Origin of the sequence: Mariniflexile aquimaris (assembly GCF_042676825.1) — a bacterium.
Taxonomy (GTDB): Bacteria; Bacteroidota; Bacteroidia; order Flavobacteriales; family Flavobacteriaceae; genus Mariniflexile; species Mariniflexile aquimaris.
This window is the reverse complement of sequence record NZ_JBHTIB010000008.1, coordinates 96,311-122,547: the sequence shown is the minus strand read 5'-3', so window position 1 is coordinate 122,547 and position 26,237 is coordinate 96,311. Positions and strand designations below refer to the sequence as shown.

The window sequence follows — 26,237 nt, the reverse complement described above, 5'->3', positions numbered from 1 at the left end:
TTTATTAATGAGATTCCTGCTTTCGTAGGAATGACAACTAATCATTGCGTTGTGCTACTACTGTTTTTACGGTTCCGAAACTGGCTTTTATAGCATCAAAAACTTTGCTTCTAAACGATTGATCTAAATCGGTTTCCACCTCTTGTAGCAGCATGTTAGCATCCACAATTCCAGTACTATTATTATATGATTTTTTAAACCTGATTTGCTTTTGAGCCTCAAGTAGCAAGGCATCAATAACCTCGTCTGTAACTACTTGATTTTTTGATTTTAAATCTTCAACTTTAGCTACCACTTCATTTATTTTTTGGTCTTCAAAAGTTAAAACTTCCTGCTTCAATACTGTTTTCTTGGTGACTACATTAGTAGTTTCACTTTCATTCAAAACCGAATTATCATTAACCCTATCTACCTGCTCTATTGGTTTTGTTGATTTTGAAACATCGTTTGCAACTTGAATAGCTTCAACGGCAACTTCTGAACGCTTTATCTGTTTTTCAAGCGGCGTGTCTACTATTACAGGTACAACCACCGGCTTTGTGTTGTAAATGGGAAGTGCTACTAATAAAATTCCAATAATACTTGCTGCAATTCCTATATACCAGAAAGCATTGTTATGTTTCTTTTTAGCGCCTGCATCTAAACGGTTTGAAAGTTTTTCCCAAGCATCGGTTGATGGCTGCAACCTCCTGTTTTCTAGACTTGCTTTTACCTGTTCATCAAATTTATTTTGTTCCATAGCTTGTTTTATTTAATTGCTGTAATTTTTCCTGAAGCATTTTTCGCGCTTTATACAATTGCGATTTCGAGGTACCTTCTGTAATCTGTAACACACTCGCAATTTCGTGATGCTTATACCCTTCTATGGCATACATTATAAACACCATTTTATAGCCTTCAGGAAGTGAATCTATAAGGTGTTGTAATTGGTCTACCTCAACATTTATTTGTAGCGTGTTATCGTAATCGTTATTATATTCAATATCTTCAACAGGAAACTCAATATGTTTTTGTTGCCGCAAAAACGAAATAGATTCGCGTATCATAATACGTCGTATCCAACCTTCAAAACTTCCTTCAAATCTAAAACTCCCTAAATTTGAAAATACTTTAAAAAATCCGTTTAGCATCGCCTCTTCAGCATGTTGCATATCTTTAATATAATACCGGCAAACACTCAACATTTTTGATGCATACATGTCATACAAAACGCGTTGTGCTTCTCGATCGTTTTTAATGGCTCTTTCTATGAGAGCCGATTCGTTGTTATGGAGTTGTATAACCTTCAAAAATGATTTTATCTGTTGATTAATATTGCTTTTCATAGGTTAGAATTAACATTCATGTCGTTATTTCTTTTGTCATTACAATTCTTAATTAGGAATGTTTCATTTAACCTTCTACTTGTAAAGACGCTATTTTTATGCGCATGGTTGCCTGATACTCTATTAATTTTAAAAAAAACAGTAAATTAATCACGCACATTTAATCCTACAAATTATTTAGTACACAATTAAACACCAAAAAAAAGAGTTTCTTAATAAAATTTCGAATAATTTTTAACAAATTAAAATAAAGCTTAATTTATATTTACTTAAAAAGTTAAATCAATCAATATTTTTTAACAATTTACTATATTTGGTTTAATAGCTGTAACATATGAAAAACACTGACCTATTCTCTACTTACGAAAAACTTCCAAGCACTTGGGATGAAATGTACTCTGACAATGAAGAATTTAGAAGTCAATATTCAGGATTTATTGAGTATCTAAAAAAAACATCACCAGAAAAACTAACAAAAAAAGAAGACCTTTCTAAGCAATTATTCATGAGTCAAGGTGTTACCTTTACAGTTTATAATGACAATGAAGGTATTGAAAAAATATTTCCGTTCGATATTGTTCCTAGAATAATAACTGCCGAAGAATGGGATAAAATTGAACGCGGCATCAAGCAACGTCTTAAAGCTTTAAACTTATTTATTAAAGATATTTATAATGAGCAATTCATTATAAAAGACGGCCTTATTCCTGCCGATTTAATCTATTCGTGCCCTAATTTTTTACGGGAAATGAAAGGCGTAAAAGTGCCTTATGATGTGTATGTGCATATTTCTGGGGTAGACTTAATAAGAAATAACGATGGGGAGTTTTATGTACTTGAAGATAATTTAAGAACACCTTCTGGCGTTAGTTACATGCTCGAAAATCGAGAAATATCTAAACGACTATTTCCTGGTATTTTACCAAAAAATCAGGTGCGATCGGTATCCAATTATCCCAACATGCTTTATAAAAAGTTAAAAGAGCTTTCTAATAAAGAAAACCCAAATATTGTGCTTTTAACTCCTGGTATTTATAATTCGGCGTATTACGAGCATACCACGTTAGCCCGATTAATGGGTATAGAGTTGGTTGAAGGAAGTGACTTGGTTGTGAAAAATCATTTTGTTTACATGAAAACCACTAACGGCTTAAAACAAGTGGATGTTATTTATAGACGTGTTGACGATGATTATTTAGACCCTTTAGAATTTAACGCACAGAGTGTTTTAGGTGTCGCAGGTATTATGGCTGCCTACAGAAAAGGCAACGTAAATATTGTAAACGCTCCTGGAACTGGAATTGCAGATGATAAGGCCATCTATATTTATGTGCCAGACATGATAAAATATTATCTGAACGAAGAACCAATACTAAAAAACATTGAAACCTACCAATTAGGCAGACCAGACGAGTTAGATTATGTTACCAAAAACATAAAAGATATGGTAATTAAAAAAACCGATGGCAGCGGTGGTTATGGTATGTTAATGGGGCATGAAGCGAGTGAAGCTGAAATAAAGGACTATCTGGATAATGTAAAAAAGAAACCAGAAAATTTTATAGCGCAACCTATTTTAAGATTATCTACAGCGCCGTGTTATATAAACGGTCAATTATCACCTCGATGCATCGATTTACGTCCGTTTGCGCTTTCTGGAAAAGATGGTATCGATATTTGTCCTGGTGGTTTAACCCGTGTCGCCCTTAAAAAAGGCTCGTTGGTTGTAAATAGTTCACAAGGAGGCGGCAGTAAAGACACATGGGTATTACAATAATTTAAAAAAACATTTAAAATATGTTAAGTAGAGTAGCAAATAACCTTATTTGGTTAGACCGATATATGGAGCGAGGCAACGGAATTTTAAGTTTACTAAAAGTAAATTTTATTGCAAATCAAGACTCTCCCGAACTATTTTCATGGACACCAATAATTAAAAATTTCACCACTTCAGAAAACGAATTTTATACTGAAGATGCTATTGAGTGTATCGACTTTATGGTGTTTAATACTGGAAATTCTAATTCCATTTTAAATATTGTAACAAAAGCAAGAGAAAACGCCCGAAGTGTGCAAGAACACATCTCGAGAGAACTTTGGCTCTGTATTAATAATTACTATTTATACCTTACAGATAAAGATTTACCCAGAAGGTTAAGAGAAGAAGATCCTGTGCAGTTTTTAGAAGACTTAAGAAAACATCATTTAATATATTATGGCACTTCTGAAGTAACTCAAGAACGTGGGCCTTCCTATTATTTTATGAGTATTGGTAAATTTTTAGAACGTGTTATTCAAATATCAGATTTTACATCTTTTAAACTTATGGAAATTGGAAGTTCTTCCGATAGCTTAGAAAAAAGTTTCTACTGGAAAAACCTATTACTTTCTATTGGTGGATATCAGTTATATTTAAAAACTCATAAATCGACGTTCAACGAAGAACACGTTATTCGCATGGTTTTTCAAGATAAGCTATTCCCCAGATCGGTTTATTATTGTGTAAAAAAATTAAGCTGGTATATTGAAAAACTTATTGATGCCGATGAACTTGAAAAAACCAATCTGGAATTTTTAATCGGGAAGCTCGAAAGTACTATTAAATATACCACTATTGAAAGTATAAAAGAACAAGGTTTACATAATTATATAGATGGTATTAAACAAGATATTAGAAATATATCTATGAATATTAATGCCGTATACCTTTCAAACATTAACTGATTTTAAAAATAAATTATGCGAACATTTTTTATCAAACATGTTACTAAATTCAGTTATAGCAATACTGTAATTGACGGTGCCAATTTAATTAGATTGCACCCTATAAATGATGAGTATCAAAAAGTTATATCCCATTTTATTTCGGTTACAAACAATCCGTATGTAGAAACGTTTAACGATTTTTATAACAATCGCGTTGGCACTTTTTTGATTACGGAACCTCATGACGAATTAACAATCACTTCGGATGTTGAAGTAATAATTTACGACAAAATATTTCCTGAAGATACCGTTGACGCAACTACACAATGGGAGGAGTTAAAAACTAAAAAATACGATGCGGATATTATCGATTTTGTAAAACCCGCGCCTTTTAGTGGCTCTGAAGAAGTGTTAAACTTAATAAATTCAAAAAATCTCGCTACAAAAACACCTTATAAAGTCGTTTTAGAACTTTGCGATTATGTTTATAATAACTTTAAATACACTAAAGGCGTCACTAATGTAGATTCTACTTTAGACGAGGTCTGGGAATTAAAAGCAGGTGTTTGTCAAGATTTTACAAATATCTTGCTCCAAATGGTAAGAATGGCTGGTATTCCTGCGCGTTATGTTAGTGGCTATATATGCCCTGCAGAAGATAATACACGAGGTTTAGGCGCCACCCATGCGTGGATTGAAGCCTACATCCCGTTTTATGGCTGGTTTGGAGTCGATCCAACAAACAATGCCATTGCTAACGGAAACCATGTGCGCTTAGCCGTCGGACGAAGCTATGCCGATTGTTCGCCCGTAAAAGGTGTATTTAAAAGAAAAGTAGAATCTGACCTGTTTGTTAATGTAGAAATTAGTTCTACAAAAACTAAGGAAGCTATTGAAGTGCCACCTAATACTTTTACAGGCTCTAAAACCAACAACAGTTATCAGCGTAATTTAGACCGCATACAGCATCAGCAACAGCAGGTTCAACAAAACCAGCAGCAGCAGCAATAACTTTAGCGGTAATAAACAACTAGAAAATCCCTGATGCATAATGATTTATATCATTGTGTATTAGGGATTTTAGTTTTAATTTTTCTCATTAATGGTCCATACGCCTTATTAAAATTGACCCTTTAAACAAGTAAAATTTAGCATTATGAAAAATAGACTATTATTTGGGTTATTGATTCTGATTGCCATAACATCTATGGCTCAGTCTTCAAAGGTTAAGGTGTCCTATAATGACAAGGCTATTGGCCTCGATATTAAATCTCAAAAAAACATCATTGCGAAAGAATATATATTTCCAAATAGAATTCATGAAATATATCTGGACACGATATCGAATTACATGACATTAAAGTTGAGAAAACTTAGCAAAAATGGCAAAATACTAAGTACCACTGGAGACATTTTGGTTTTTGACCTTAACAACAAGCAGGTAAAATGGGATAAAAAAGTTGATTTTTCTCAAGGTAACATCCATCAGTATGGCACTATTATTACCCAGTATGTTGGAAATAAATTAATAAACTTAAACAACAATACCGGAGAACATAATTGGGATATAAAAAACGACTTGTATTATGTGGACCCTATTAAAAAAATTGGCATTGGTTATCAATACAAAGGTTTAGCAGGAAATATCCATACGCTTGAAGCAATAAATTTAACGAATGGCAATGCCCTTTGGGAGAAAGAATTGAACAGAACATTTGGTTGGAACAAAATAATAAAATTAAATGATTCTACCTTACTTATTGCATCTTCAGGATTACACAGCATTAATTTAAACAATGGTTCTGGTTGGGATTATACCACGGTAACCGGGAAAAAAGACTATACAGAAACCATTGCTAAAAATATTACGGGTGTTACTTTAGGAATTTTAACTGGTACCTATGTAACATCATCTGGACCCAATGTTGTGAGAGATGTAGTCTCTAATATCATTATTGATAGTTCTACTATTTATGTTGCTTCCAAAGAAAGCATTTCTAACATTTATAAGCACAACGGAGAAATAGCATGGACAAATCCGTTGCCTGAAGACGCAACCAGTAAATCTTCTATATTCATTAAAGACAGTTTGTTATATATGGTTAATTATGGTTATGCGTATTGGGGTAATAAAAAAATAGATTTTGGCGTTCCGTTTATTATGGGTGTGAACAAAAACACTGGAGAACAAATTTTTTATAACACCATAAGCGAGAAAAACGAGCCCATTTCTGATTTTAAAACCCATCATGACACCTTAGTAATTTCATTTAAAAACAAACTAAGCACATACTCCTTACGCGACGGCTCTGAAATAAATTCAAAGATTTTTGATACTGATAACCTTGGAGAGCTTAAATATTTTATTGGCAATCACATTTACATAAAAGATAACAATAACAGCTTCAGCCAACTTATAACATTAGATTCAACGAACTATTTTATTCAAACCAGCAATAGAAAGGCGCTTATGCTGGATTTAAACTTAACTATTACTAAGCAATTTGATTTTGATGATCTCTATTACAGCTACGGCACAATCAATAAATGTTTGTTATTAGCTAAAGACGATCAAACCATAATTTTGGACGAAACAAATCAAGAAATGGCAAGGTTAGATTTATCCTATAATTCTGTTATTGTTGGAAACACATTTTACGACTTTAAAGACAATAGTTTATTTGTAGTTAATTTAGATGATCTGTTTGGAGCAAAACCCAATCCTTAAGTAAGTGTTTGTTAATCAAAATTTAATTAACATGAAAAAGTCTGTCCAGGTTTATCATTGGTTACCTCGAATTATATGTATCATCGCAATCCTATTTATTAGTTTATTTGCTTTTGATTCTTTTAATTCTACACTAAGTTTTTGGCAACAATGGACTGGGTTTTTAATTCATCTTATACCATCATTTATTTTAATTGCCATACTCATGATAGCTTGGAAATGGGAATATATTGGCGGAATACTATTTATCTTAATTGCGCTAGGGTTTAGTCCGATAGTTTTTAAAATTAATTACAATATAAACCATTCTGTATGGCTAAGTCTAGGCATTATTTGCATGATTACGCTTCCTTTTGTTTTAGTGGAAATTCTATTTATAAAAAGTCATCGAAAAAAGAATCTTTAGCAGGCTAAACCCTTGAATTATAAAGCACTATTTCTTTCTGTCAATCACGTAATTCACCATTAATTCCAATGAATTTCTATATTCTGATTCTGGGTACGTATTAAGTATTTGTAATGCTTGTTCTTGAAATTCTTTCATTTTAGAAATAGCGTACTCTAACCCGCCATGGTCTTTTACAAAAGCCACTACTTCTTTAACACGCTTTGTATCTTTATTGTGGTTTTTAATAGAATTAATTAACCAATTTCTATCCTTTTTTTCTGCTTGATTGAGCACATAAATTAAAGGCAAGGTCATTTTTTGCTCTTTAATATCGATGCCTGTAGGTTTTCCAATTTGATCGTCGCTATAATCGAATAAATCATCTTTAATTTGAAATGCCATACCTATAAGTTCACCAAACTTACGCATAGCCTCTACGTGGGTTGATTCAGGTTTTACCGAGGCAGCGCCTAAACTACAGCAGGCTGCAATTAAGGTGGCTGTTTTTTGGCGAATAATCTCGTAGTAAACCGTCTCGGTAATATCTAACTTACGGGCTTTTTCTATTTGTAACAACTCGCCTTCACTCATTTCGCGAACTGCAATCGATATTATTTTTAATAAATCGAAATCGTTATTATCAATGCTTAGAAGCAAGCCTTTAGACAATAAATAATCGCCAATTAAAACCGCTATTTTATTTTTCCATAGGGCATTTACTGAAAAGAAACCTCGGCGACGGTTACTATCGTCTACCACATCGTCATGCACCAAGGTTGCGGTATGTATTAATTCAATCACCGAAGCGCCACGGTAAGTACGTTCGCTTACCTCGCCATTCGATACCATTTTAGCAACTAAAAACACGAACATGGGTCGCATTTGTTTGCCTTTACGGTTAACAATATAAGTTGTGATTCTATTAAGTAAAGCGACTTTACTAGACATTGAGAGTAGGAACTTTTGCTCGAAAAGATCCATTTCAAAATCTATAGGTTGTTTTATTTGCTCTACTACTTTCAAATTTCTGAGTTATAAGTTTCAAATATAAGTTTTACAACTTAAATTTTAACTTTTATTTGCTAATTGTCCGCACGCTGCATCAATATCTTTTCCTCGGCTTCGGCGTACATTAACCACGATTCTATTTTTTTCTAATGAAGCGATATAATTTTCTAAGGCTTCGTTTGATGCTTGTTGAAACTCTCCGTCATCAATAGGATTGTATTCAATAATATTCACCTTACAAGGTACATATTTACAGAATTTCACAAACGCATCGATATCTTTTTGGCTGTCGTTAATACCTTTCCAAACTACATATTCGTAACTAATTTTACGCTTTGTTTTCGCATACCAATATTCTAAAGCTTCTCGCAAGTCTTCTAAGGGAAAATTCTCATTAAACGGCATGATAGCGGTTCGAACTTCATCAATCGCCGAATGCAAGGACACGGCTAAATTAAATTTAACCTCATCGTCGGCCATTTTTTTTATCATTTTTGGCACGCCAGAGGTTGAAACCGTAATACGCTTTGGAGACATGCCTAAGCCTTCATCTGAAGTAATCTTATCGATCGCCTTTAAAACGTTATTATAGTTCATGAGTGGTTCGCCCATGCCCATAAAAACAATATTGCTTAATGGCCGATTAAAATACAATCTGCTTTCGTTATCGATGGCAACTACTTGGTCGTAAATCTCATCGGGGTTTAAATTACGCATGCGTTTTAAACGTGCCGTGGCACAAAATTTACAGTCTAAACTACAACCTACCTGACTGGAAACACAGGCCGTGGTTCTGGTAGCAGTTGGTATTAACACCGACTCTACAATTAAGCCATCGTGCAATCGCACGGCATTTTTAACGGTACCATCTTTACTGCGCTGCATGGTATCGACCTTTATGTGATTGATAACAAAATGTTCTTCGAGCATTTGTCGGGTTTCTTTTGAAAGATTCGTCATATCCTCAAAAGTGTGTGCCGATTTTTGCCACAACCATTCGTAAACCTGATTACCCCGAAAGGCTTTATCGCCTTGTTTTTCGAAGAATTCTCTAAGTTGTTCTTTAGTAAGTGCCCGAATGTCTTTTTTTGTTGTTGCCATAAGTGCTGCAAAAATAGTGAAACGTTTTTCTAATTATGAATTATGAATTACGAATTATGAATTGAAGTTGTGATTTGCATTAGCGATTGTAATGGAAAGCCCACAGCGACCCCGACGCTTCGGGGGAGCGAGGACTTGCAATGGAAAGCGCGACCCTTAAGGGGAATGCCCAAATAAAAAAAATAGACCCCAGCCTTTGTAAGAATAAAAAAGCCTTGAATTAACAAGGCTTTTTTGGAATTTATATGATTAACATGGCATCGCCATAACTGTAGAATTTGTACTTTTCTTTTACAGCTTCTTCGTATGCTTTTTTAATAAAATCGTGACCTGCAAACGCAGACACCATCATTAACAAAGTTGATTTTGGTGTGTGGAAATTGGTAATCATGCAGTTAGCGATACTAAAATCGTACGGAGGGAAAATAAATTTGTTAGTCCATCCTTCTACTTCGTTTAATTCGCCGTTTGATGACACCGAACTTTCGATAGCTCGCATGGCGGTAGTACCAACAGCGCAAACGCGTCTTTTATCTCTTATCCCTTTATTTACAATTTCTACGGCTTTTTGGTCTATTTTAAGCTCTTCGCTATCCATTTTATGCTTAGAAAGATCTTCTACCTCAACAGGGTTAAAGGTTCCTAAACCAACATGCAGGGTAACTTCAGCAAATTTTACACCTTTTATTTCTAAACGTTTTAATAAATGTCTTGAGAAATGAAGTCCTGCGGTGGGAGCAGCTACAGCCCCTTCGTTTTTTGCGTAAATGGTTTGGTAACGCTCTTCATCTTCTGGCTGTACTTCTCTTTTTATGTATTTTGGAAGTGGTGTTTCGCCCAGTTCATTTAATTTTCTACGGAATTCTTTGTAAGACCCATCATATAAAAAACGCAATGTACGACCACGAGAGGTTGTGTTATCTATAACCTCTGCAACTAACGTATCATCGTCGCCAAAGTATAATTTATTACCAATTCTAATTTTTCGAGCTGGATCTACCAAAACATCCCAAAGACGTTGTTCTTCGTTTAATTCTCTTAATAAAAATACTTCTATTCTTGCGCCTGTTTTTTCTTTATTACCATATAATCTGGCAGGAAACACTTTAGTATTATTAAGAATTAAAACATCATCCTCGTTAAAATAGTCTATAATGTCTTTAAACATTTTATGTTCGATAGTTTGTTTTTTTCTATCTAAAACCATTAAACGAGATTCATCTCTATTTTCTGCAGGATATTCTGCTAATAATTCTTCTGGCAAATTGAAACCAAAGTTTGATAACTTCATGTAAAAGAGTTTATATGTTTATTTGTTTATTCGTTTATAAAACAATTCTTATAATTATAAACGGGTGCAAATATACAATCTGAAAGTAGGCCTTGTCAAGTAAATACGTGATTATTATTTAGTTATTTTAAAACCAATAGATTCGAGGTCTTTCCAGAAGGTTGGATAGGATTTTGAAACCACCTCGGCATCTTCAATGATTATTGGCGTTTTAAGCGCTATTGGCGCAAAAGCCATGGCCATTCTATGGTCGTTGTAAGTTGCAATAGGCACTAATTCTTTAATCTTATTTGATGCTGAAAGGTGTAACGACTTATCTGTTATTTTAACACTGCCTCCTAATTTTTCAATTTCGGTTTTTAAAGCCACTAACCTATCTGTTTCTTTAATTTTTAGGGTATGAAGTCCGGTTAAATCACAGGCTATTCCTAATGCAAAACAGGTTACAGCGATGGTTTGTGCAATATCTGGTGCGTTAGTTAGGTTATAGGAAAACGGTTTTAGGTCGGTACTAATTTTTTCTAATACCACGGTATTATTCTTAAAACTAGTTTGTACTCCAAAATGCTTATAAATAGCGACTAACACTGAATCGCCTTGTAACGAGTTTTCTTTGTAAGACGATAAGGTTATTTTTGTACCAACCTCGCTTAAAGCAGCAATACTGAAATAATAGGATGCCGAAGACCAATCGGATTCTACCGTTAAGGTTTTAGGGGTTGGGGCTTGGGGGTTGGGTTTTACGGTGATGGTGTTACCTACGAAAGAGGATGCTACACCAATTTCATCTAACAAACTAAGTGTCATGTTTATATAAGGCACCGACGTGATTTCGCCTTCTAAAGTTAACTCGATACCATTTTCAAGTTTTGAAGCGATGAGTAATAACGCCGAAATATATTGACTACTCACATTGGCTTGAAGCGATACTTTATTATTTGTTAGCTTTTTACCTTTTATTTTTATTGGCGGAAAGCCTTCGTTTTCTACATAACTAATCTCTGCACCAAGTTCTTTTAAAGCTTCAACCAATATTTGCACAGGACGCTCTGTCATACGTTTAGAACCAGTAAGCGTAACTTCTCGTCCTTCTTGAATAGAGAAATACGCGGTTAAAAATCGCATAGCGGTTCCTGCGTGATGAATATCAACAAAATTAGAATTTGATTTTAAAGCTTCAGTCATTAAAACACTATCGTCTGAATTTGAAACATTTTCAAGTTGGATAGTTGGATACAAGGCTTTTAAAAGTAATAATCTGTTTGATTCACTTTTTGAGCCCGTAATTTGAACTGAAGATTCCTTTGCTATTGCAGATTTTTGAAGCGTAATATGCATACTTATAAATTCTATTTTTTTAGAAGCAGCAAATTTACTTTAATTTTTCATTATTATGGTGTCTATCGTGGTCGCGATTGGTTTTTATATCCATTTTTTTATCAAACGCCGCTTGAAGATCGATACCTGTTTGGTTAGCTAAGCACAATACTACAAAAACTACATCGGCCAATTCTTCGCCTAAATCTTTGTCTTTGTCGCTTTCTTTTTCGCTTTGTTCGCCGTAACGACGGGCTATAATACGAGCTACTTCACCCACTTCTTCGGTAAGTTGTGCCATATTAGTAAGTTCGTTAAAATAACGAACACCGTGGTCTTTTATCCAGTTATCTACTATAAGTTGTGCGTTTTTTATGTCCATTTATGCTTTAGTTAAAACAATTGTTTCCGCTTCCGTTTCAATTATTTTGCTAAAATAAGCTTTTAATGATTCATAGTAAAGAGAAGATATAATGGGTTGATTAATTTCTGATTCTATAATTACCTGAATTCTATTATCGGTGAATGATAAATTATATTTATAGCTTCCTAGTTGATCTGGCAGCGCTAAAACCGTAGGTTTTGGAAACGTTTCAATTTTATATCCTTCTGGTATGTTTATAACAATCATGTATTTGTTAAAGGTTGGAAAACCAAAATCGACTGGGAACTCTCGTTTTTCTAGTTTAAAAGGATTTTCGGTGGTTTTTAAAAATAAAAGCGGTGAAAAATAAATTTTATCTCCAATAATATCTGCCTGATTTTCTTTTACAAATTTATAAGTTTCCATAACTGGTTTTGACAAGTCTGATTCATTGTCCACTTTAAAGTCTGAAATCTCCATGCCTTTATACTTGTTTTCAAGTTTTTCTAGATATTGCTCTTTATTAGTTTCTATATATTCTTCTCTGTATAGCATGGCGCTATGATTGGTTTTCATGGTTCGGAAATCGCCATTAACGGCGCCATGATCGTCCAAATTAACCATTAGATAGGTTGTGTTTTTTGATGCTTCTTTTGGGAATAAATCAATTAATTCAGACCCACCATGTTCTGCAATAACGCGACCTTGCCAGTTTAAAGTTCTAAACGGTAAAACATTGGGTGCACTATATTTATTAGTAGCATCTAAAAGCATCACGCCTGTTGGTAAGTTCACATAGGTAACCACGTAATTATAACCTTCTCGTGTTGGGAAAATAGGAATTCCATTTTGTCGTGTACTAACCAAAATAGGATACGCTTTTATTCCTGCATAGCGCAACATAGATGTGAGCATCAAATTAATTTCGGCCGCATTTCCAACTTGATCTTTATAGGCCTTACGCACCCCATCATCGGCATACTTACCATAATAGCCATTCCATTACACTTGAGCTTTTACATGATTATATATAAGAGAAGCTCTTGCTACAGGATCTGATATACTCCCTATTAAGGCATCGATATCTTTTTCAAAGTAACCTGTTTTATCTAGTTCTCCTCCAAAATTCGGATTTTGATAAATAGTTTTCACAACGTCTTCCCAGGTAGTGGAGTAATATTTTATGGGTGATTGAGGGAAATTTGTATAAGACAATTCGAATTGAACGGCCGACCTGTAATTATTAATACTATTCACAAAAGGCTCTTCCTTTAATGCCGGAATATTTGTTAAATCATAAGTAGTAATATTTTTTGCAAACTCTAAAAATGATTCATTTTGGGCATACTGTACAACAACTAAACCTTCTCTTATTTCTTTTTTGGCAGGAAATCTTATTTTATCCCTTTTGGTTTCTATTTTTGGACTAATGGATAAAAAGCCTTTGGTATTAATCTTAAAATTAAAATATTCGGGGGTTTCAAACTTAGATTCAATTTTTTTTACTGGAATATCATGCTGAAATACAAAATCATTTACGTTCCAAAAAAATGGTGAACTAATTGCATATTTATATTCAATAACCGATCCTGGTTTAATATTAGGCATAGTAAATTTTGTTTCATTAAGGTACTTTGACTGTTCTGTTTCAAATATGCCATTTTTATCCAACTTTGTTTCTTCTATTTTTCCATCTATTAAATTATAAGTGTATGCTTTTAAACCGCTTAATTTTTCTTCATCACTTCCACTTTTATATAGATTAACTTTTTTAGTGGCGTAATTAAAACCTTCATTATTGTATATTTTTATGCGTTCATGAATTTCGGTTACTAACTCAAATCCTTTTTCTTGTCGGTATTCAAAGAAGGTCTTTCTGTATTTATACAAATAAGTGGCGCTTGCCGAGGAATCTAACGGGTTAAATTTTTCTTGAAGTTCTTCTTTTGATACTTTGCCGAAATCGAAATTTTGAGCGCATACTGAAACCGAAAAACAAAGGCTAAATAATAATACGATGAATCTCATGGAATGTTACTTATTAATTAATGCTATTTTTGAATTGTCTTGAATAGAAACGTCTTTATAAAAATCTCTAAATGCGTCGTAATCTTCTTTAGGAAACTCGCCATCATTTACTATAAATTCTCTTTTATACACTAATGTGTTTTCATCAATCGTTTCCAATTCCGCTTTATAGCTTCCAAATTTATTTTCTATTAGCACGTTTTTTGGCGCTGTTTCAACTTTAAAATCTGATGGTAATTTTATTTCAACCTCATCAATATCTTTAAAACCTCGTTTAATTTTTAATGGTAATTTTCGGTCTTTGTATTTGTCTGGAATATCTAAACTTCTATTTAAAGCATTTATGGTAAGTAACATTCTGTCGCCCGCTTTTTTAGTATAGCTGGTTGCTTGAAAATTAATATCTTCAATAAATTCTATGGCATTTTTATCATTGTTAATACGCATGGTATTGATATTAATACCGTTTATATACTTCCATCGTTTTTTATAATAGGAGTCTAAATCCCGCTGAGTTTCGGTTTCTAGCCAATACTTATCATCATATTGAATGCCTTTTGAATTTACATTAACTACGACATCTATATCGCCTTCGTTTGAAACGTTATATGTTCCTTTAATGATTTGTAAATTCTCGTTGGTAGTATATTTTTTTGTATGCTGAATTTTGCCACCTTCGGGCGTAATTACTAAGGCATCTCTATCATCAGTAAAATCACCTATAAATCCAAATGGTAGTTTTTGATTGGTACATTCCAACCAAATAGATTCATCGTTATCTGACGGAATATTTAGAATAACATGGTTTCCTTGCATCGATGCAAATTCGTAATCAATATTTCTTTGCGAACTTTCGGCATATATCACCGTGTAATTAGACTTTATCCCCACGGCGTTTAAAAGCGACATGGTATAATTGGTTAACGCTTTGCAATCGCCATAACCTAATTTATCTACCTCTGAAGCCTTAAAAGGTTTCCAACCTCCTATCCCTACCTGCACACTTATATAACGAACTTTATCTTGTACATATTGGTAGATTTTTTTTGCTTTTTCAATATCATTCGTTTCGTCTTTAACCAATTCCTGAATCGTATTTATGGTACTTGCTGGTAAATCGTGGGTATCTTTTAATAAATCATTATATATCCATTTACCAAATTGCTCCCAATTTTCTGCTTGAGATTGAACACCTTCTAAGGAAAATTTATTAGACGACACTAAGACTTTAGGTATTATATCGATTATAGACGGACTGAATTGTTCTGGTTTATAGGCTTCTATATTTTTAACACTAAAACTAATTTTATTAGGAAGTTCTTCTTTTGTGAAGTCAATATTTTCAAAATTCTTCTCTTTAGTTCTAATGGATAAATCTGCAGGAAAACTAATAGCATACGAACTATTTTGAACGCTTACAAAAAAATCGTAAACTGGCATAAACGACCTAATAAAAGCCGTATTGCTGGTATTAATTACGTAATTAAACTCAATGGTGTACGGATACGAAATTGGGGTATATTCTAATACTTTTACCCTAGAATCGGAATATAAGGTTCCACCATCTACGGCACTAACATCTTTAAAATCGTTTTTCTTTATTTTTTTTATTACCGCTCCTATTTGATTATAAACCAAAACCTCTAAGTCTTTTATTTTTACATTAGAATCGTAATGTAAATACGCATCAACATTTTTATCGCCTTCTTTATTTAAAACGGTAATAATCCTTTTATCGGAGACTTCCATTTCGTTAGAAGATTTTAATATAATCTCTGTTTGCTGATTTCTAATTACAGCATTTGCATGCTGTTTGAGACTAGCGGGTATTAATAGACTGGAATGGGAGATGTTTTGTGAAAAACTTGAAGTAATTACGAATAAAACAAGCGCATACAGGGCGTTCTTTACCTTCATATTTTAGTTTAAGTAAAGTTAAAAGACTAAATATAAAATTTCTAAAAATCATATTGCATGAGAAAAATCATATTTTATCATAAAGTATAACTTTTAACCTAGCATATAAAAATCTTACAACTAATATAATAAAACAAGGAAGAAAAACATATTTAATTTCACTTAAAATTACCTGAACACCCCATTCAGATAAAAACTTACTTACACCTAAAGGCGAAACTTGAATACCTCTAAAAGGAAAGAAAAACCGATGGTTATTAAAAGGAATTAAAAAACCAATGCCTTTTCCGCCAGAAGTCATCGCATCCAATACCCCATGAGAAACGGTAGATAAAAAAATAACTAAAAACCATATGAGTTTATTTTTTCTACCAAGCAAAAACATTAAAAGTAATGCCCACAAAACCGCAAATAAAATAGAATGAGTAAATCCGCGATGCCCCAATGGGTGCTCATACGGGATACCAAAACGGAAGGCTATGATATCAAAATCTGGTAATATAGCTGAAAAAATAGCCGCAATTAATAGCCACTTGGTATTTTTAGAATCTATAACGTTTGTTAAGGTATATCCAACAATAGCATGCCCAAATATAGAAGCCATTATTCTTTATTTTTAGAATCTATGATGATGGTTACAGGTCCGTCATTTATTAACTCCACTTTCATGTCGGCGCCAAATTCGCCAGTTTGTACCGTCTTACCAAGTACAAACTCTAATTCTTTTACAAAGCTTTCATACAATGGAATAGCAATATCTGGTTTTGCTGCTTTTATATAACTGGGTCTATTTCCTTTTTTCGTGGCGGCATGCAGGGTAAACTGACTCACCACAATCGCATCGCCATTTACATCTAATAAGGATTTATTCATTACATCATTTTCGTCTGCAAATATGCGAAGGTTAGCGGTTTTGTTTGCTAACCAGCTAATATCCTCTATAGTATCATCGTTAACAATGCCTAAAAAGATTAACAAGCCTTGTGATATGGATGCCATTATTTTTTTGTCGATAGTAACATGGGCTTTAGAAACTCTTTGAATTACTACTTTCATGTGTTTTTATTCAGTGCTTTTTATTTGTTGCATGCAACATCTTTATTCAATATCCTGTTCTAGTACAATCATTTTTGACAAAGATGTTTCATTCTTTTTCCCAGTTATCGGTTCGGTAATGCTCATCTTCGCCCTCGATAATTTGCAAATAACTTCTGTATCTTGAAAACGCTATTTTATCTTCGTCTAAGGCTTTTTTTACAGCGCAATGCGGTTCGTGCACATGTAAACAATTATTAAACTTACAGTCTTGCTTTAGTTTAAAAATCTCAGGAAAATAATCGCCCACTTCTTCTTTATCCATATCTACCACGCCAAAACCTTTAATTCCGGGCGTGTCGATAATTTTGGCACCAAAACTTAAATCGAACATTTCGGCAAAGGTTGTGGTGTGTTGCCCTTGCATATGAAGCGTTGATATTTCTTTGGTTTTAATATCTAAAGTCGGTTCTATAGTATTAATTAAGGTGGATTTTCCAACACCAGAATGACCAGAAAACATACTCACTTTATCGTGCATGAGCGCTTTTACTTTATCAATATTTTTACCCGTTAAAGCAGATACACCAATACATTCGTAGCCAATTTGCCTGTAAATATGTGCTAAATATTTTACCTCATTTAGAGTTTCCTCGTCGTAAACATCAATTTTATTGAAAAGTAAGATGGTTTTTATGGAGTACGCATTAGCCGTTACTAAAAACCGATCGATAAAACTGGTTAAAGTTGGTGGATTATTAATAGTTATCATTAAAAAAACCAGATCTATATTAGAGGCTATAATATGTGTTTGCTTTGAAAGATTAACCGATTTACGAACAATATAATTTCTTCGGTCGTGAATGTTATGAATAACTCCAGACACCTGATTATTATCTGTTTCTAACTCAAAATCCACATAATCGCCTACCGCTATCGGATTCGTGCTTTTAATGCCTTTTAATCGAAATTTGCCCTTAATACGGCACTCGTAAGTATCACCTAGTTCTGTCTTAACGGTGTACCAACTTCCAGTAGATTTATAAACGAGTCCTGTCATTCAATTAATTTAAGCGTTACAAATTAACAACTTTTCAATTTAACAAAAAATGTATATTAGGTGCATAATTTCAAAAATCAAAAACAATTATGAAAAAATTATTATTATTTATTGGATTAGGGCTGATTTTATGCCTCGACTCATTTTCTCAAGTAGAATACAAAGTCATTACAAGCGTAGAATCTATTGTGCCTAGCGGACTAGGACGCTCTAGAATTATTAGCGCCAACGAAGACAAAAATTACAAAGATTACACCTCCACCCAAACGGATGATGACAACAGCAGAAATAAATCGGACCGTGGTGATATTCGGGTGAAAGATTTTGACGAAACCAAACTGCTAAACTTTTACAATATAGCCGGAATTCGGTTTCAGAATATCGCAGCCAATGATGCCCTTATTACTTCAAAAATAAACACTATGGTTGAAGAAGGCTGGGATTTAGCCTTTGTTACCAGTGCTGTTGAGAGTGATTCTGGAAAAGACGACGGACAAGGTATTTTTATTACCCGTTATATTTTTAAGAGAAATAAACAATAAGCAAAAACGCCTCACAAATTGTGAGGCGTTTTTAATTTTATCCGTTAATAATCTTCTCTTGATGGTTAATAGATTCTTGGTGAATAGCTTTAAACATTTTTAAAATAAACTCTTCACTAAGTCCTCTAGACTCGCCTTCTAAAACCATTTTTCCTAAAATTTCGTTCCAACGTTTGCTTTGTAAAACAGCAACGTTTTTAGACTTTTTAAGCGCTCCAATACCATCGGCAGCCTTCATACGTTTTCCTAATAAATCAATAATTTGATTATCTACTACGTCAATTTGTGCTCTTAAATTATTCAGTTCCTTATTGTATTCTGCTTCTGGATCTGTTTCCTTTTTAATTTTCAAATCTCTCATAATCTGAATTAATGTTGTTGGTGTAACTTGTTGAGAAGCGTCACTCCATGCATTATCAGGATCGAAATGTGTTTCAATCATTAAGCCATCAAAATTTAAATCTAAGGCCTCTTGAGACACATCAAAAATCATATCTCTTTTTCCTGTAATATGCGACGGATCGTTAATTAAAGGGATGTCTGGATATTTATTTTGAAACTCGATAGCTAATTGCCATTCCGGATTATTTCTGTATTTTGATTTTTCGTATGTTGAAAACCCTCGGTGAATTGCTCCTATATTTTTAACTCCCGATTCGTAAATTCTTTCAATACCACCTAACCATAATGCTAAGTCTGGATTAACTGGATTTTTAATAAGTACCGGTTTATCTGTTCCTTGAAGTGCATCTGCAATTTCTTGCATGATAAAAGGACTCACAGTTGAACGTGCACCGATCCATAACATATCTACATCATGTTCTAAAGCTAATTTTACATGAGCTGCATTCGCAACTTCTGTACAAATTTTCATGCCCGTTTCTGCCTTTACTTTTTGTAACCATTTTAAGCCTAATGCGCCTACACCTTCAAACATTCCTGGTCGTGTTCTTGGTTTCCAAATTCCTGCTCTAAAATAACTTACATCTGTGTTTTTTAGCTCATGTGCTATTTTTAAAACTTGCTCTTCTGTTTCGGCACTACAAGGTCCTGCAATTACCAAGGGATGACTTAAATTTAAATCATCTAACCACGCTCTCATTTCTTTTTTGTTCTCCATTTTGTTTATTCTTAACTAATTCCTTTTAAAATATCTTTTATATAATTGGTGCTTTTCATCTCATCAAAAATAGCATCAAAATTATCTTCTTTCATTAATTCCTTAAAATGAGTTAGGTTGATAATATACTCTTCTAAGGTTTCAATAACATTATCTTTGTTTTGTTTAAAAATGGGTGTCCACATTTCTGGTGAACTTTTTGCTAATCTTACTGTAGAGGCAAATCCACTTCCAGCCATATCAAAAATATCGCGTTCATTTTTTTCTTTATCAATCACTGTTTTACCTAACATAAACGAACTTATGTGCGATAAATGTGATACGTAAGCAATATGCTTATCGTGTGCCACCGGATGCATATAGCGAATGCGCATACCGATACTTTTAAACAATTCTAATGCCTTTTCCTGAAGTTTAAAAGTTGTTTTTTCAACTTCGCAAACAATATTTGTTTTCCCCACAAACAAACCTTCAATGGCGGCACTTGGTCCCGAATGTTCTGTACCTGCAATGGGATGCATTGCTAAAAAATTTCTGCGCTTCGGATGGTTTTCTACACATGCACAAATCGCTGCTTTTGTTGATCCGGCATCTACTACCAGCCCAGTATCAGAAATTTTATCTAAAACCGATGGCAACAATTTAACCGTAGCATCAACAGGAATAGAAATGATAACCATGTCGGCATTTTCTATATCATCTAAGCTTGCTTTCTTGTCGATTAAATTTAGTGCTAAGGCTTCTTCGAGCGTAGAATCTTTTCTACTAATACCATGAATAACCACATCCGGATACTTCTTTTTAATATCAATAGCCAGACTTCCGCCTATTAACCCAACACCTATCATGTAAATATTTTTCATCTGACTCTTGCTATTGCTTCTTCTAAAACTTCGGTTGATGCACACAACGAAAATCTAATATACCCTTCTCCTTGACTACCAAAAATGGTTCCCGGAGTAATAAAAATATGATTATTTTTAAGCACCAAATCTATATACTCTTCAGATTTTACAAATGGTGGTAATTTTGCCCATACAAACAATCCTGTAGCATTTTTGTCGTACGTACAATTTAAAGCATCGGCTAACTGCCACACTAAATCGCGTCGTTTTTTATAGACATTATTTAACGTAACAAACCACATTTTAGAACATTTTAAAGCTTCAACCGCGCCTTTTTGAATGCCGTAAAACATTCCCGAATCCATATTACTTTTTACTTTTAAAATATTGTTAATGTGTGTGCTATCGCCCACAACCATGCCTACACGCCATCCAGCCATATTAAAGGTTTTACTTAACGAATTCAATTCTAAACAAACCTCTTTGGCGCCTTCAACCTCCAGAATACTTCTTGGATTATCGTTTAAAACGAAGCTGTATGGGTTATCATTAACAATTAATATATTATGTTTTTTACCAAAAGCAACCAACTCTTCGAACACATATTTACTTGGTTGAGCGCCCGTTGGCATATGTGGATAATTTACCCACATTAATTTTACTTTACTTAAATCTAATTTAGACAAGGCTTTTAAATCTGGAATCCAGTTATTCGCTTCGTCAAGCTCATAAAACACAGGTACCGCCCCTACTAAATTTGTTACCGATTGGTATGTTGGATATCCAGGATTTGGTATTAAAACTTGGTCGCCTTCATTTAAGTATGCCATAGAAATATGCATAATACCTTCCTTGCTTCCCATGAGCGGCAAAATTTCGGTAGATGGACTTAAATGCACCTGAAAATGTTCTTTATAAAAACCTGCCATGGCTTCTCTTAATTCTGGAAGTCCTTGATAACTTTGGTATTTATGGGCATTCGGACTTGAAAATCCTTCATTTAATGCATCTATCACTTTTTGCGGTGGCTGCATGTCTGGGCTACCAATACCCAAATTAATAATGGGTTTACCACTGGCGATAAGAAGATTTACTTCTCTTAATTTTTTTGAAAAGTAGTATTCTTCAACAGTATTTAATCTATTAGCTGCCTCAATCATAACTTTGCGTTTTTATACTCGCCCAACACTTTAAATCCTTGAGCCATAATATTTATAATAGATTTTGCCTTCTTAAAATCTTCGTAGGTTTCAAAAGTAACATCCACAAAAAAGGCGTATTTCCAAGGTGTTTCAACAATAGGTAACGATTGTATTTTAGTTAAATTTAATTTACAATCGCTCATAACATTTAAAATAGCCGCTAAACTACCACGCTTGTGGTCTGCCTCAAATCTTACAGAAGCTTTATTTATTTCGTTTTCTGGTATTTCAGAATTAACGCGGTTTACAATCACAAAACGCGTTTCGTTATGTTTTATAGTTTGAATGCTACGGGCTAAAATATCGAGCTCGAAAATCTCGGCAGCCATTGTGCTTGCAATCGCACCAACCCCTTTTAACTGTTTTTCTTGTATACGTTGCGCAACCTCAGCGGTATCTTTATCTTCTACCAATTTAATATGCGGATACAATTTAAAAAATTCAATACATTGCAATAATGCCATGGGATGTGAGTACACTTCCTTAATCTCCATGATATTTTGTTTTGGCAATGCCATTAAATTATGCTGAATGTCTAAATAATGCTCTCCCACAATATGTAGCCCAAATTTATTGATTAAGGCATAATTAGGAATGATAGATCCCGCAATAGAATTCTCTAGAGCCATTATAGCGGCGTCACATTTTTTGGTAATCAGAAAATCGACTACCTGATCGAATGTTAAGCACTCAAGAACATCAACAGGTTTTTTAAAAAACTGCTGAGAAACAATATGATGGAACGATCCTTTTACACCTTGTATTGCTACTGTTTTAATCATATACAAAAAAAAGTCCCGATTTTCATCGAGACCTTATATTTTAAATTTATAATGATAAATTACACATACAACGCCTCGTTTTTTCTGCTAAAGAAAAAATAAAAATTGCTAAAATATGTATAACTTACTGTTGCTTTCATAATTATGAGGCTAAAGTAATTAATATTTTAAGAATACAAAATATGATAAAACCTTTTTTTTATTTTTATTAAAAGTTTTAAATATTTTACAGCAAAACTTACTTTACATTAGATAATCATTATTTTTGACCAAAAAAAACTAACATGTCTATACAGGTAGAAGGCATTACCAAACTATACGGAAATCAAAAAGCATTAAACAATATTACGTTTAAGGTTGAAAAACCAGAGATTGTTGGGTTTTTAGGCCCCAATGGTGCTGGCAAATCTACCATGATGAAAATTTTAACGACGTATATCAGTGCAAACGAAGGTACTGCACTAGTAAATGGGTTTGATGTAACTCAAGAAAAACCACAAGTACAATTAAGCGTTGGTTATTTACCCGAACACAACCCCTTATATTTAGAGATGTTTGTTAAAGAATACCTTTCTTTTAACGGCAGTATATATAATGTGACTAAACAAAGAATAAACGAGGTTATAGAACTTACCGGATTAACCCCCGAAGCGCACAAAAAAATCGGGCAACTTTCTAAAGGGTTCCGGCAGCGTGTTGGGTTAGCGAACGCCTTATTACACAATCCGGATGTTTTAATACTCGACGAACCTACAACAGGGTTAGACCCCAACCAATTGGTAGAAATTAGAAACCTAATAAAAACCATTGGGAAGACTAAAACTGTATTTCTATCCACTCATATTATGCAGGAAGTTGAAGCCATTTGCGACCGCGTCATTGTAATTAATAAAGGTGAAATTGTAGCCGATAAAAAATTAAACGAATTACGGGACAGCAAAGAACAAACTGTAATAGTAGAATTCGATTATAGAGTTGAAGACGCCTTTTTAAATAAATTACCTAAGGTTAAAAATGTAGTAAACACCCATGGTTTTGTTTATGAAATCACGTTTTCTACTTCTAACGATATGAGATCGCACGTCTTTGACTTTGCGCACGATAATAAATTGAAAATCCTGCAGCTTAATCAAAAAAACGCAAGCTTAGAATCGCTTTTTAGAGATTTAACATCATCATAAAAAAGCATCAATACTTTTAAATGATTAAAAAAACTTTATAAAAGTTATTAATTTTGTGGCGAAAACATGACTAATATCATCTTTACTAAACTATGTAGATGCTAATTTTGCGGCATCAAATTATATTTTATCATTAATAATTAAAAGCAACGCTATCTTAAACATGAAATACGATAACGATTGCGGAACTACAAAAACACTAAAATGAGTAAAGGAATTTATGTAGCTACTATTGAACCGAACAGCGGAAAATCTGTTGTGGTGTTAGGTTTAATGCGTATGCTTTTAGGTAAAACAGCTAAAGTAGGTTATTTTAGACCTATTATCGAAGATTTAGAATCTGGTGAAATGGACAACCATATTAGCACTGTTCTATCGCATTTCGAAATTGATATCAATTACAAAAAAACATTTGCCTTTACGAGGAACGAAGTGTTGGACTTATACAACCAAGGAAAATCTGGTGAAGTAATTGATGAAATTATTAAAAAATACAAATATCTTGAAGAGCGCTTTGATTTTGTTTTAGTTGAAGGAACCGATTTTTCGCATGATAACTCGAGTATAGAATTAGATTTAAACATTCTAATCTCCAAAAACTTAAGCCTTCCAGTTATTATAGTAATGCAGGGCGACAAAAAAGAACATCGCGAAATCGTTGATGGTGTTCAATTAGCGTATGATACGTTTAGAAGTGAGGTAGATGTGCTTTCTATAATGACTAACAAAGTAGATCCGAAAGACACGGTCACACTAAAAAAATTATTACAAAGCAGAATTAATAATAACACCGATATTTCGGTGATTCCTAAAATTCACAGCTTATCGAGTCCAACAATCAAAGAAGTTATAAAATCTTTAGACGGAAAAGTACTTTTTGGTAAAGATTTATTAAATAATTTAATAGACAACTTTAGTGTTGGCGCCATGCAATTGCGTAACTATTTAACCTATTTAAAAGAAAACGCTTTAGTTATTACTCCAGGCGATAGAGCCGATATTATTTTAGGGGCGTTACAAGCTAATATTTCTAAAAATTACCCAAAAATATCGGGTATTATTTTAACGGGTGGTTTAATTCCAGAAGAACCTATTTTAAAATTAATTGAAGGTCTATCTAGCGTTGTACCAATTATTAGCGTAAAAGGTGGTACTTACTCGGTAACCAATAGTATTGGTAATATAAAATCTAAAATTTATGCTGAAAACGTAGAGAAAATTGAAACGTCTATTTCAACTTTCGACCTCAATGTAAATTCAGATAAATTGGCTGAACAGTTAATTACTTTTGAATCGGACATTTTCACACCAAGAATGTTTCAATACAATTTATTACAACGCGCACTTAAAAACAAAAAACACATTGTGTTACCAGAAGGTTATGACGAACGTGTGTTACAAGCTGCAGCAAGATTAATAAATGCACAGGTTGTTGAATTAACATTAATTGGTGAAGTAGAAAAAATCAAAGAACGTATTGAAAGATACGATATAGCACTAGATATCAACGACATAAACATTGTACATCCAAAAACATCGCCTCATTTTGAAGACTATGTGAATACCTTGTATGAACTTAGAAAACATAAAAATGTAAACTTAGAAATGGCAAGAGACGCTATGGCTGATGTGTCATATTTCGGAACCATGATGATTTATAAAGGTCATGCCGATGGTATGGTTTCTGGAGCAGTTAATACCACGCAGCATACCTTACTTCCAGCATTACAGTTTATAAAAACGAAACCTGGGGTAAACATTGTATCTTCTATATTCTTTATGTGTTTAGAAGACCGCGTTTCTGTTTTTGGCGATTGCGCCATCAACCCAAATCCGAATGCACAAGAATTAGCCGAAATAGCTATCTCTTCTGCTCAAACAGCAAAAGAATTTGGAATTGAACCTAAAGTAGCAATGCTATCGTATTCTTCTGGTGCTTCAGGAAAAGGTGCCGATGTTGAAAAAGTTAGAGAAGCCACCGAAATTGTAAACAAACAAGCTCCAACCTTAAAAATTGAAGGTCCAATTCAATATGATGCCGCAGTAGATATGCGCATCGGTCAAAGTAAATTACCAAATTCTGAAGTTGCCGGACGTGCAAGTGTACTTATATTCCCAGATTTAAACACAGGAAACAATACGTATAAAGCTGTACAAAGAGAAACAGGCGCATTAGCCATCGGACCAATTTTACAAGGATTAAACAAACCAGTAAACGACTTAAGTAGAGGCTGTACCGCAGACGATATTTATAGCACTGTAATTATAACCGCAATTCAAGCACAAGAAATTTAAAC

The 26,237-nt window shown here is 33.6% G+C and carries 25 protein-coding genes; 8 read left to right on the top strand and 17 right to left on the bottom strand.

The genetic code is table 11. The annotated features are described in order from the left end of the window. Positions 1–37 precede the first annotated feature (37 nt). Both ACFQ0I_RS05550 and ACFQ0I_RS05545 read right to left on the bottom strand, forming a co-directional pair. A complete protein-coding gene (locus ACFQ0I_RS05550) occupies positions 38–739 on the bottom strand; it encodes a hypothetical protein (RefSeq protein WP_379940201.1) in 702 nt (233 codons plus the stop codon). After that, positions 726–1,325, bottom strand: coding sequence for an RNA polymerase sigma factor (locus ACFQ0I_RS05545; protein ID WP_379940199.1), 600 nt, complete (start codon positions 1,323–1,325; stop codon positions 726–728). The genes ACFQ0I_RS05550 and ACFQ0I_RS05545 overlap by 14 nt, the downstream gene beginning before the upstream one ends. Before the next feature lie 334 nt (positions 1,326–1,659). Here ACFQ0I_RS05545 and ACFQ0I_RS05540 point away from each other — a divergent pair, with 334 nt between their 5' ends. The 5 genes from ACFQ0I_RS05540 (at position 1,660) to ACFQ0I_RS05520 (ending at position 7,165) form a co-directional block, all read left to right on the top strand. Next, complete coding sequence (locus ACFQ0I_RS05540; RefSeq protein ID WP_379940197.1) at positions 1,660–3,102, top strand: circularly permuted type 2 ATP-grasp protein; 1,443 nt, start codon at positions 1,660–1,662, stop codon at positions 3,100–3,102. Positions 3,103–3,122: 20 nt separating this feature from the next. Next, positions 3,123–4,049: an alpha-E domain-containing protein gene (locus tag ACFQ0I_RS05535; protein WP_379940195.1), complete on the top strand. Its 927-nt coding sequence runs from the start codon at positions 3,123–3,125 to the stop codon at positions 4,047–4,049. Positions 4,050–4,064: 15 nt separating this feature from the next. Further along, the gene (locus tag ACFQ0I_RS05530; RefSeq protein ID WP_379940193.1) at positions 4,065–5,042 is read left to right on the top strand and encodes a transglutaminase family protein; all 978 of its coding nucleotides are present in this window, start codon (positions 4,065–4,067) and stop codon (positions 5,040–5,042) included. Positions 5,043–5,187: 145 nt separating this feature from the next. After that, entirely contained in the window at positions 5,188–6,759 is a 1,572-nt protein-coding gene (locus ACFQ0I_RS05525; protein ID WP_379940191.1) for an outer membrane protein assembly factor BamB family protein, read from the top strand. Positions 6,760–6,790: 31 nt separating this feature from the next. Next, complete coding sequence (locus tag ACFQ0I_RS05520) at positions 6,791–7,165, top strand: DUF7670 domain-containing protein (RefSeq protein WP_379940190.1); 375 nt, start codon at positions 6,791–6,793, stop codon at positions 7,163–7,165. Positions 7,166–7,192: 27 nt separating this feature from the next. On the opposite strand, the gene ACFQ0I_RS05515 is transcribed toward ACFQ0I_RS05520, so the two are convergent. The 11 genes from ACFQ0I_RS05515 to rsgA form a co-directional block, all read right to left on the bottom strand. Beyond that, a complete protein-coding gene (locus ACFQ0I_RS05515) occupies positions 7,193–8,170 on the bottom strand; it encodes a polyprenyl synthetase family protein (protein WP_379940188.1) in 978 nt (325 codons plus the stop codon). Between the two features lie 45 nt (positions 8,171–8,215). Next, a complete protein-coding gene (gene rlmN, locus ACFQ0I_RS05510; RefSeq protein ID WP_379940186.1) occupies positions 8,216–9,256 on the bottom strand; it encodes a 23S rRNA (adenine(2503)-C(2))-methyltransferase RlmN in 1,041 nt (346 codons plus the stop codon). A gap of 241 nt (positions 9,257–9,497) precedes the next feature. Next, positions 9,498–10,547 (bottom strand): tRNA preQ1(34) S-adenosylmethionine ribosyltransferase-isomerase QueA, encoded by a 1,050-nt coding sequence (queA, locus tag ACFQ0I_RS05505; protein ID WP_379940184.1) that lies wholly within the window; start codon positions 10,545–10,547, stop codon positions 9,498–9,500. 114 nt (positions 10,548–10,661) lie between these two features. Next, positions 10,662–11,885: a 3-phosphoshikimate 1-carboxyvinyltransferase gene (locus tag ACFQ0I_RS05500; RefSeq protein ID WP_379940182.1), complete on the bottom strand. Its 1,224-nt coding sequence runs from the start codon at positions 11,883–11,885 to the stop codon at positions 10,662–10,664. Positions 11,886–11,919: 34 nt separating this feature from the next. Further along, entirely contained in the window at positions 11,920–12,246 is a 327-nt protein-coding gene (locus ACFQ0I_RS05495) for a nucleotide pyrophosphohydrolase (RefSeq protein WP_379940180.1), read from the bottom strand. Beyond that, entirely contained in the window at positions 12,247–13,194 is a 948-nt protein-coding gene (locus tag ACFQ0I_RS05490; RefSeq protein WP_379940178.1) for a hypothetical protein, read from the bottom strand. 36 nt (positions 13,195–13,230) lie between these two features. Continuing rightward, positions 13,231–14,256, bottom strand: a complete 1,026-nt coding sequence (locus ACFQ0I_RS05485; protein ID WP_379940176.1) for a DUF3857 domain-containing protein — start codon at positions 14,254–14,256, stop codon at positions 13,231–13,233. A 6-nt stretch (positions 14,257–14,262) separates the two neighbouring features. Further along, positions 14,263–16,173, bottom strand: a complete 1,911-nt coding sequence (locus ACFQ0I_RS05480; RefSeq protein WP_379940175.1) for a DUF3857 domain-containing transglutaminase family protein — start codon at positions 16,171–16,173, stop codon at positions 14,263–14,265. A 67-nt stretch (positions 16,174–16,240) separates the two neighbouring features. Further along, positions 16,241–16,777, bottom strand: a complete 537-nt coding sequence (locus tag ACFQ0I_RS05475; protein WP_379940174.1) for a metal-dependent hydrolase — start codon at positions 16,775–16,777, stop codon at positions 16,241–16,243. Then, positions 16,777–17,229 carry a D-aminoacyl-tRNA deacylase gene (dtd, locus tag ACFQ0I_RS05470; RefSeq protein ID WP_379940172.1) on the bottom strand — a complete coding sequence of 151 codons (453 nt, stop codon included), beginning with the start codon at positions 17,227–17,229 and terminating at the stop codon, positions 16,777–16,779. The genes ACFQ0I_RS05475 and dtd overlap by 1 nt, the downstream gene beginning before the upstream one ends. Positions 17,230–17,317: 88 nt before the next feature. Beyond that, positions 17,318–18,268: a ribosome small subunit-dependent GTPase A gene (gene rsgA / locus ACFQ0I_RS05465; protein WP_379940170.1), complete on the bottom strand. Its 951-nt coding sequence runs from the start codon at positions 18,266–18,268 to the stop codon at positions 17,318–17,320. Between the two features lie 89 nt (positions 18,269–18,357). On the opposite strand from rsgA, the gene ACFQ0I_RS05460 reads away from it, so the two are divergent. After that, positions 18,358–18,810 carry a hypothetical protein gene (locus ACFQ0I_RS05460; RefSeq protein ID WP_379940168.1) on the top strand — a complete coding sequence of 151 codons (453 nt, stop codon included), beginning with the start codon at positions 18,358–18,360 and terminating at the stop codon, positions 18,808–18,810. Positions 18,811–18,847: 37 nt separating this feature from the next. Here ACFQ0I_RS05460 and ACFQ0I_RS05455 read toward each other — a convergent pair whose 3' ends face one another. The 4 genes from ACFQ0I_RS05455 to ACFQ0I_RS05440 are packed head-to-tail and all read right to left on the bottom strand — an operon-like array spanning position 18,848 to position 22,759. Then, positions 18,848–19,930, bottom strand: a complete 1,083-nt coding sequence (locus ACFQ0I_RS05455; RefSeq protein WP_379940166.1) for a chorismate mutase — start codon at positions 19,928–19,930, stop codon at positions 18,848–18,850. Between the two features lie 11 nt (positions 19,931–19,941). After that, positions 19,942–20,793, bottom strand: coding sequence for a prephenate dehydrogenase (locus ACFQ0I_RS05450; RefSeq protein ID WP_379940164.1), 852 nt, complete (start codon positions 20,791–20,793; stop codon positions 19,942–19,944). Continuing rightward, complete coding sequence (locus tag ACFQ0I_RS05445; RefSeq protein ID WP_379940162.1) at positions 20,790–21,935, bottom strand: pyridoxal phosphate-dependent aminotransferase; 1,146 nt, start codon at positions 21,933–21,935, stop codon at positions 20,790–20,792. The genes ACFQ0I_RS05450 and ACFQ0I_RS05445 overlap by 4 nt, the downstream gene beginning before the upstream one ends. Continuing rightward, on the bottom strand, positions 21,932–22,759 hold the full coding sequence (locus tag ACFQ0I_RS05440) for a prephenate dehydratase (RefSeq protein ID WP_379940161.1): 828 nt from the start codon (positions 22,757–22,759) through the stop codon (positions 21,932–21,934). Before ACFQ0I_RS05440 ends, ACFQ0I_RS05445 begins: the two co-directional genes overlap by 4 nt. Before the next feature lie 284 nt (positions 22,760–23,043). Here ACFQ0I_RS05440 and gldA point away from each other — a divergent pair, with 284 nt between their 5' ends. Together gldA and pta are read left to right on the top strand one after the other, a co-directional pair. Beyond that, positions 23,044–23,940 (top strand): gliding motility-associated ABC transporter ATP-binding subunit GldA, encoded by an 897-nt coding sequence (gene gldA / locus ACFQ0I_RS05435; protein ID WP_379940159.1) that lies wholly within the window; start codon positions 23,044–23,046, stop codon positions 23,938–23,940. Positions 23,941–24,144: 204 nt separating this feature from the next. Next, positions 24,145–26,235 (top strand): phosphate acetyltransferase, encoded by a 2,091-nt coding sequence (pta, locus tag ACFQ0I_RS05430; protein WP_379940157.1) that lies wholly within the window; start codon positions 24,145–24,147, stop codon positions 26,233–26,235. The last annotated feature ends 2 nt before the right edge of the window (positions 26,236–26,237 follow it).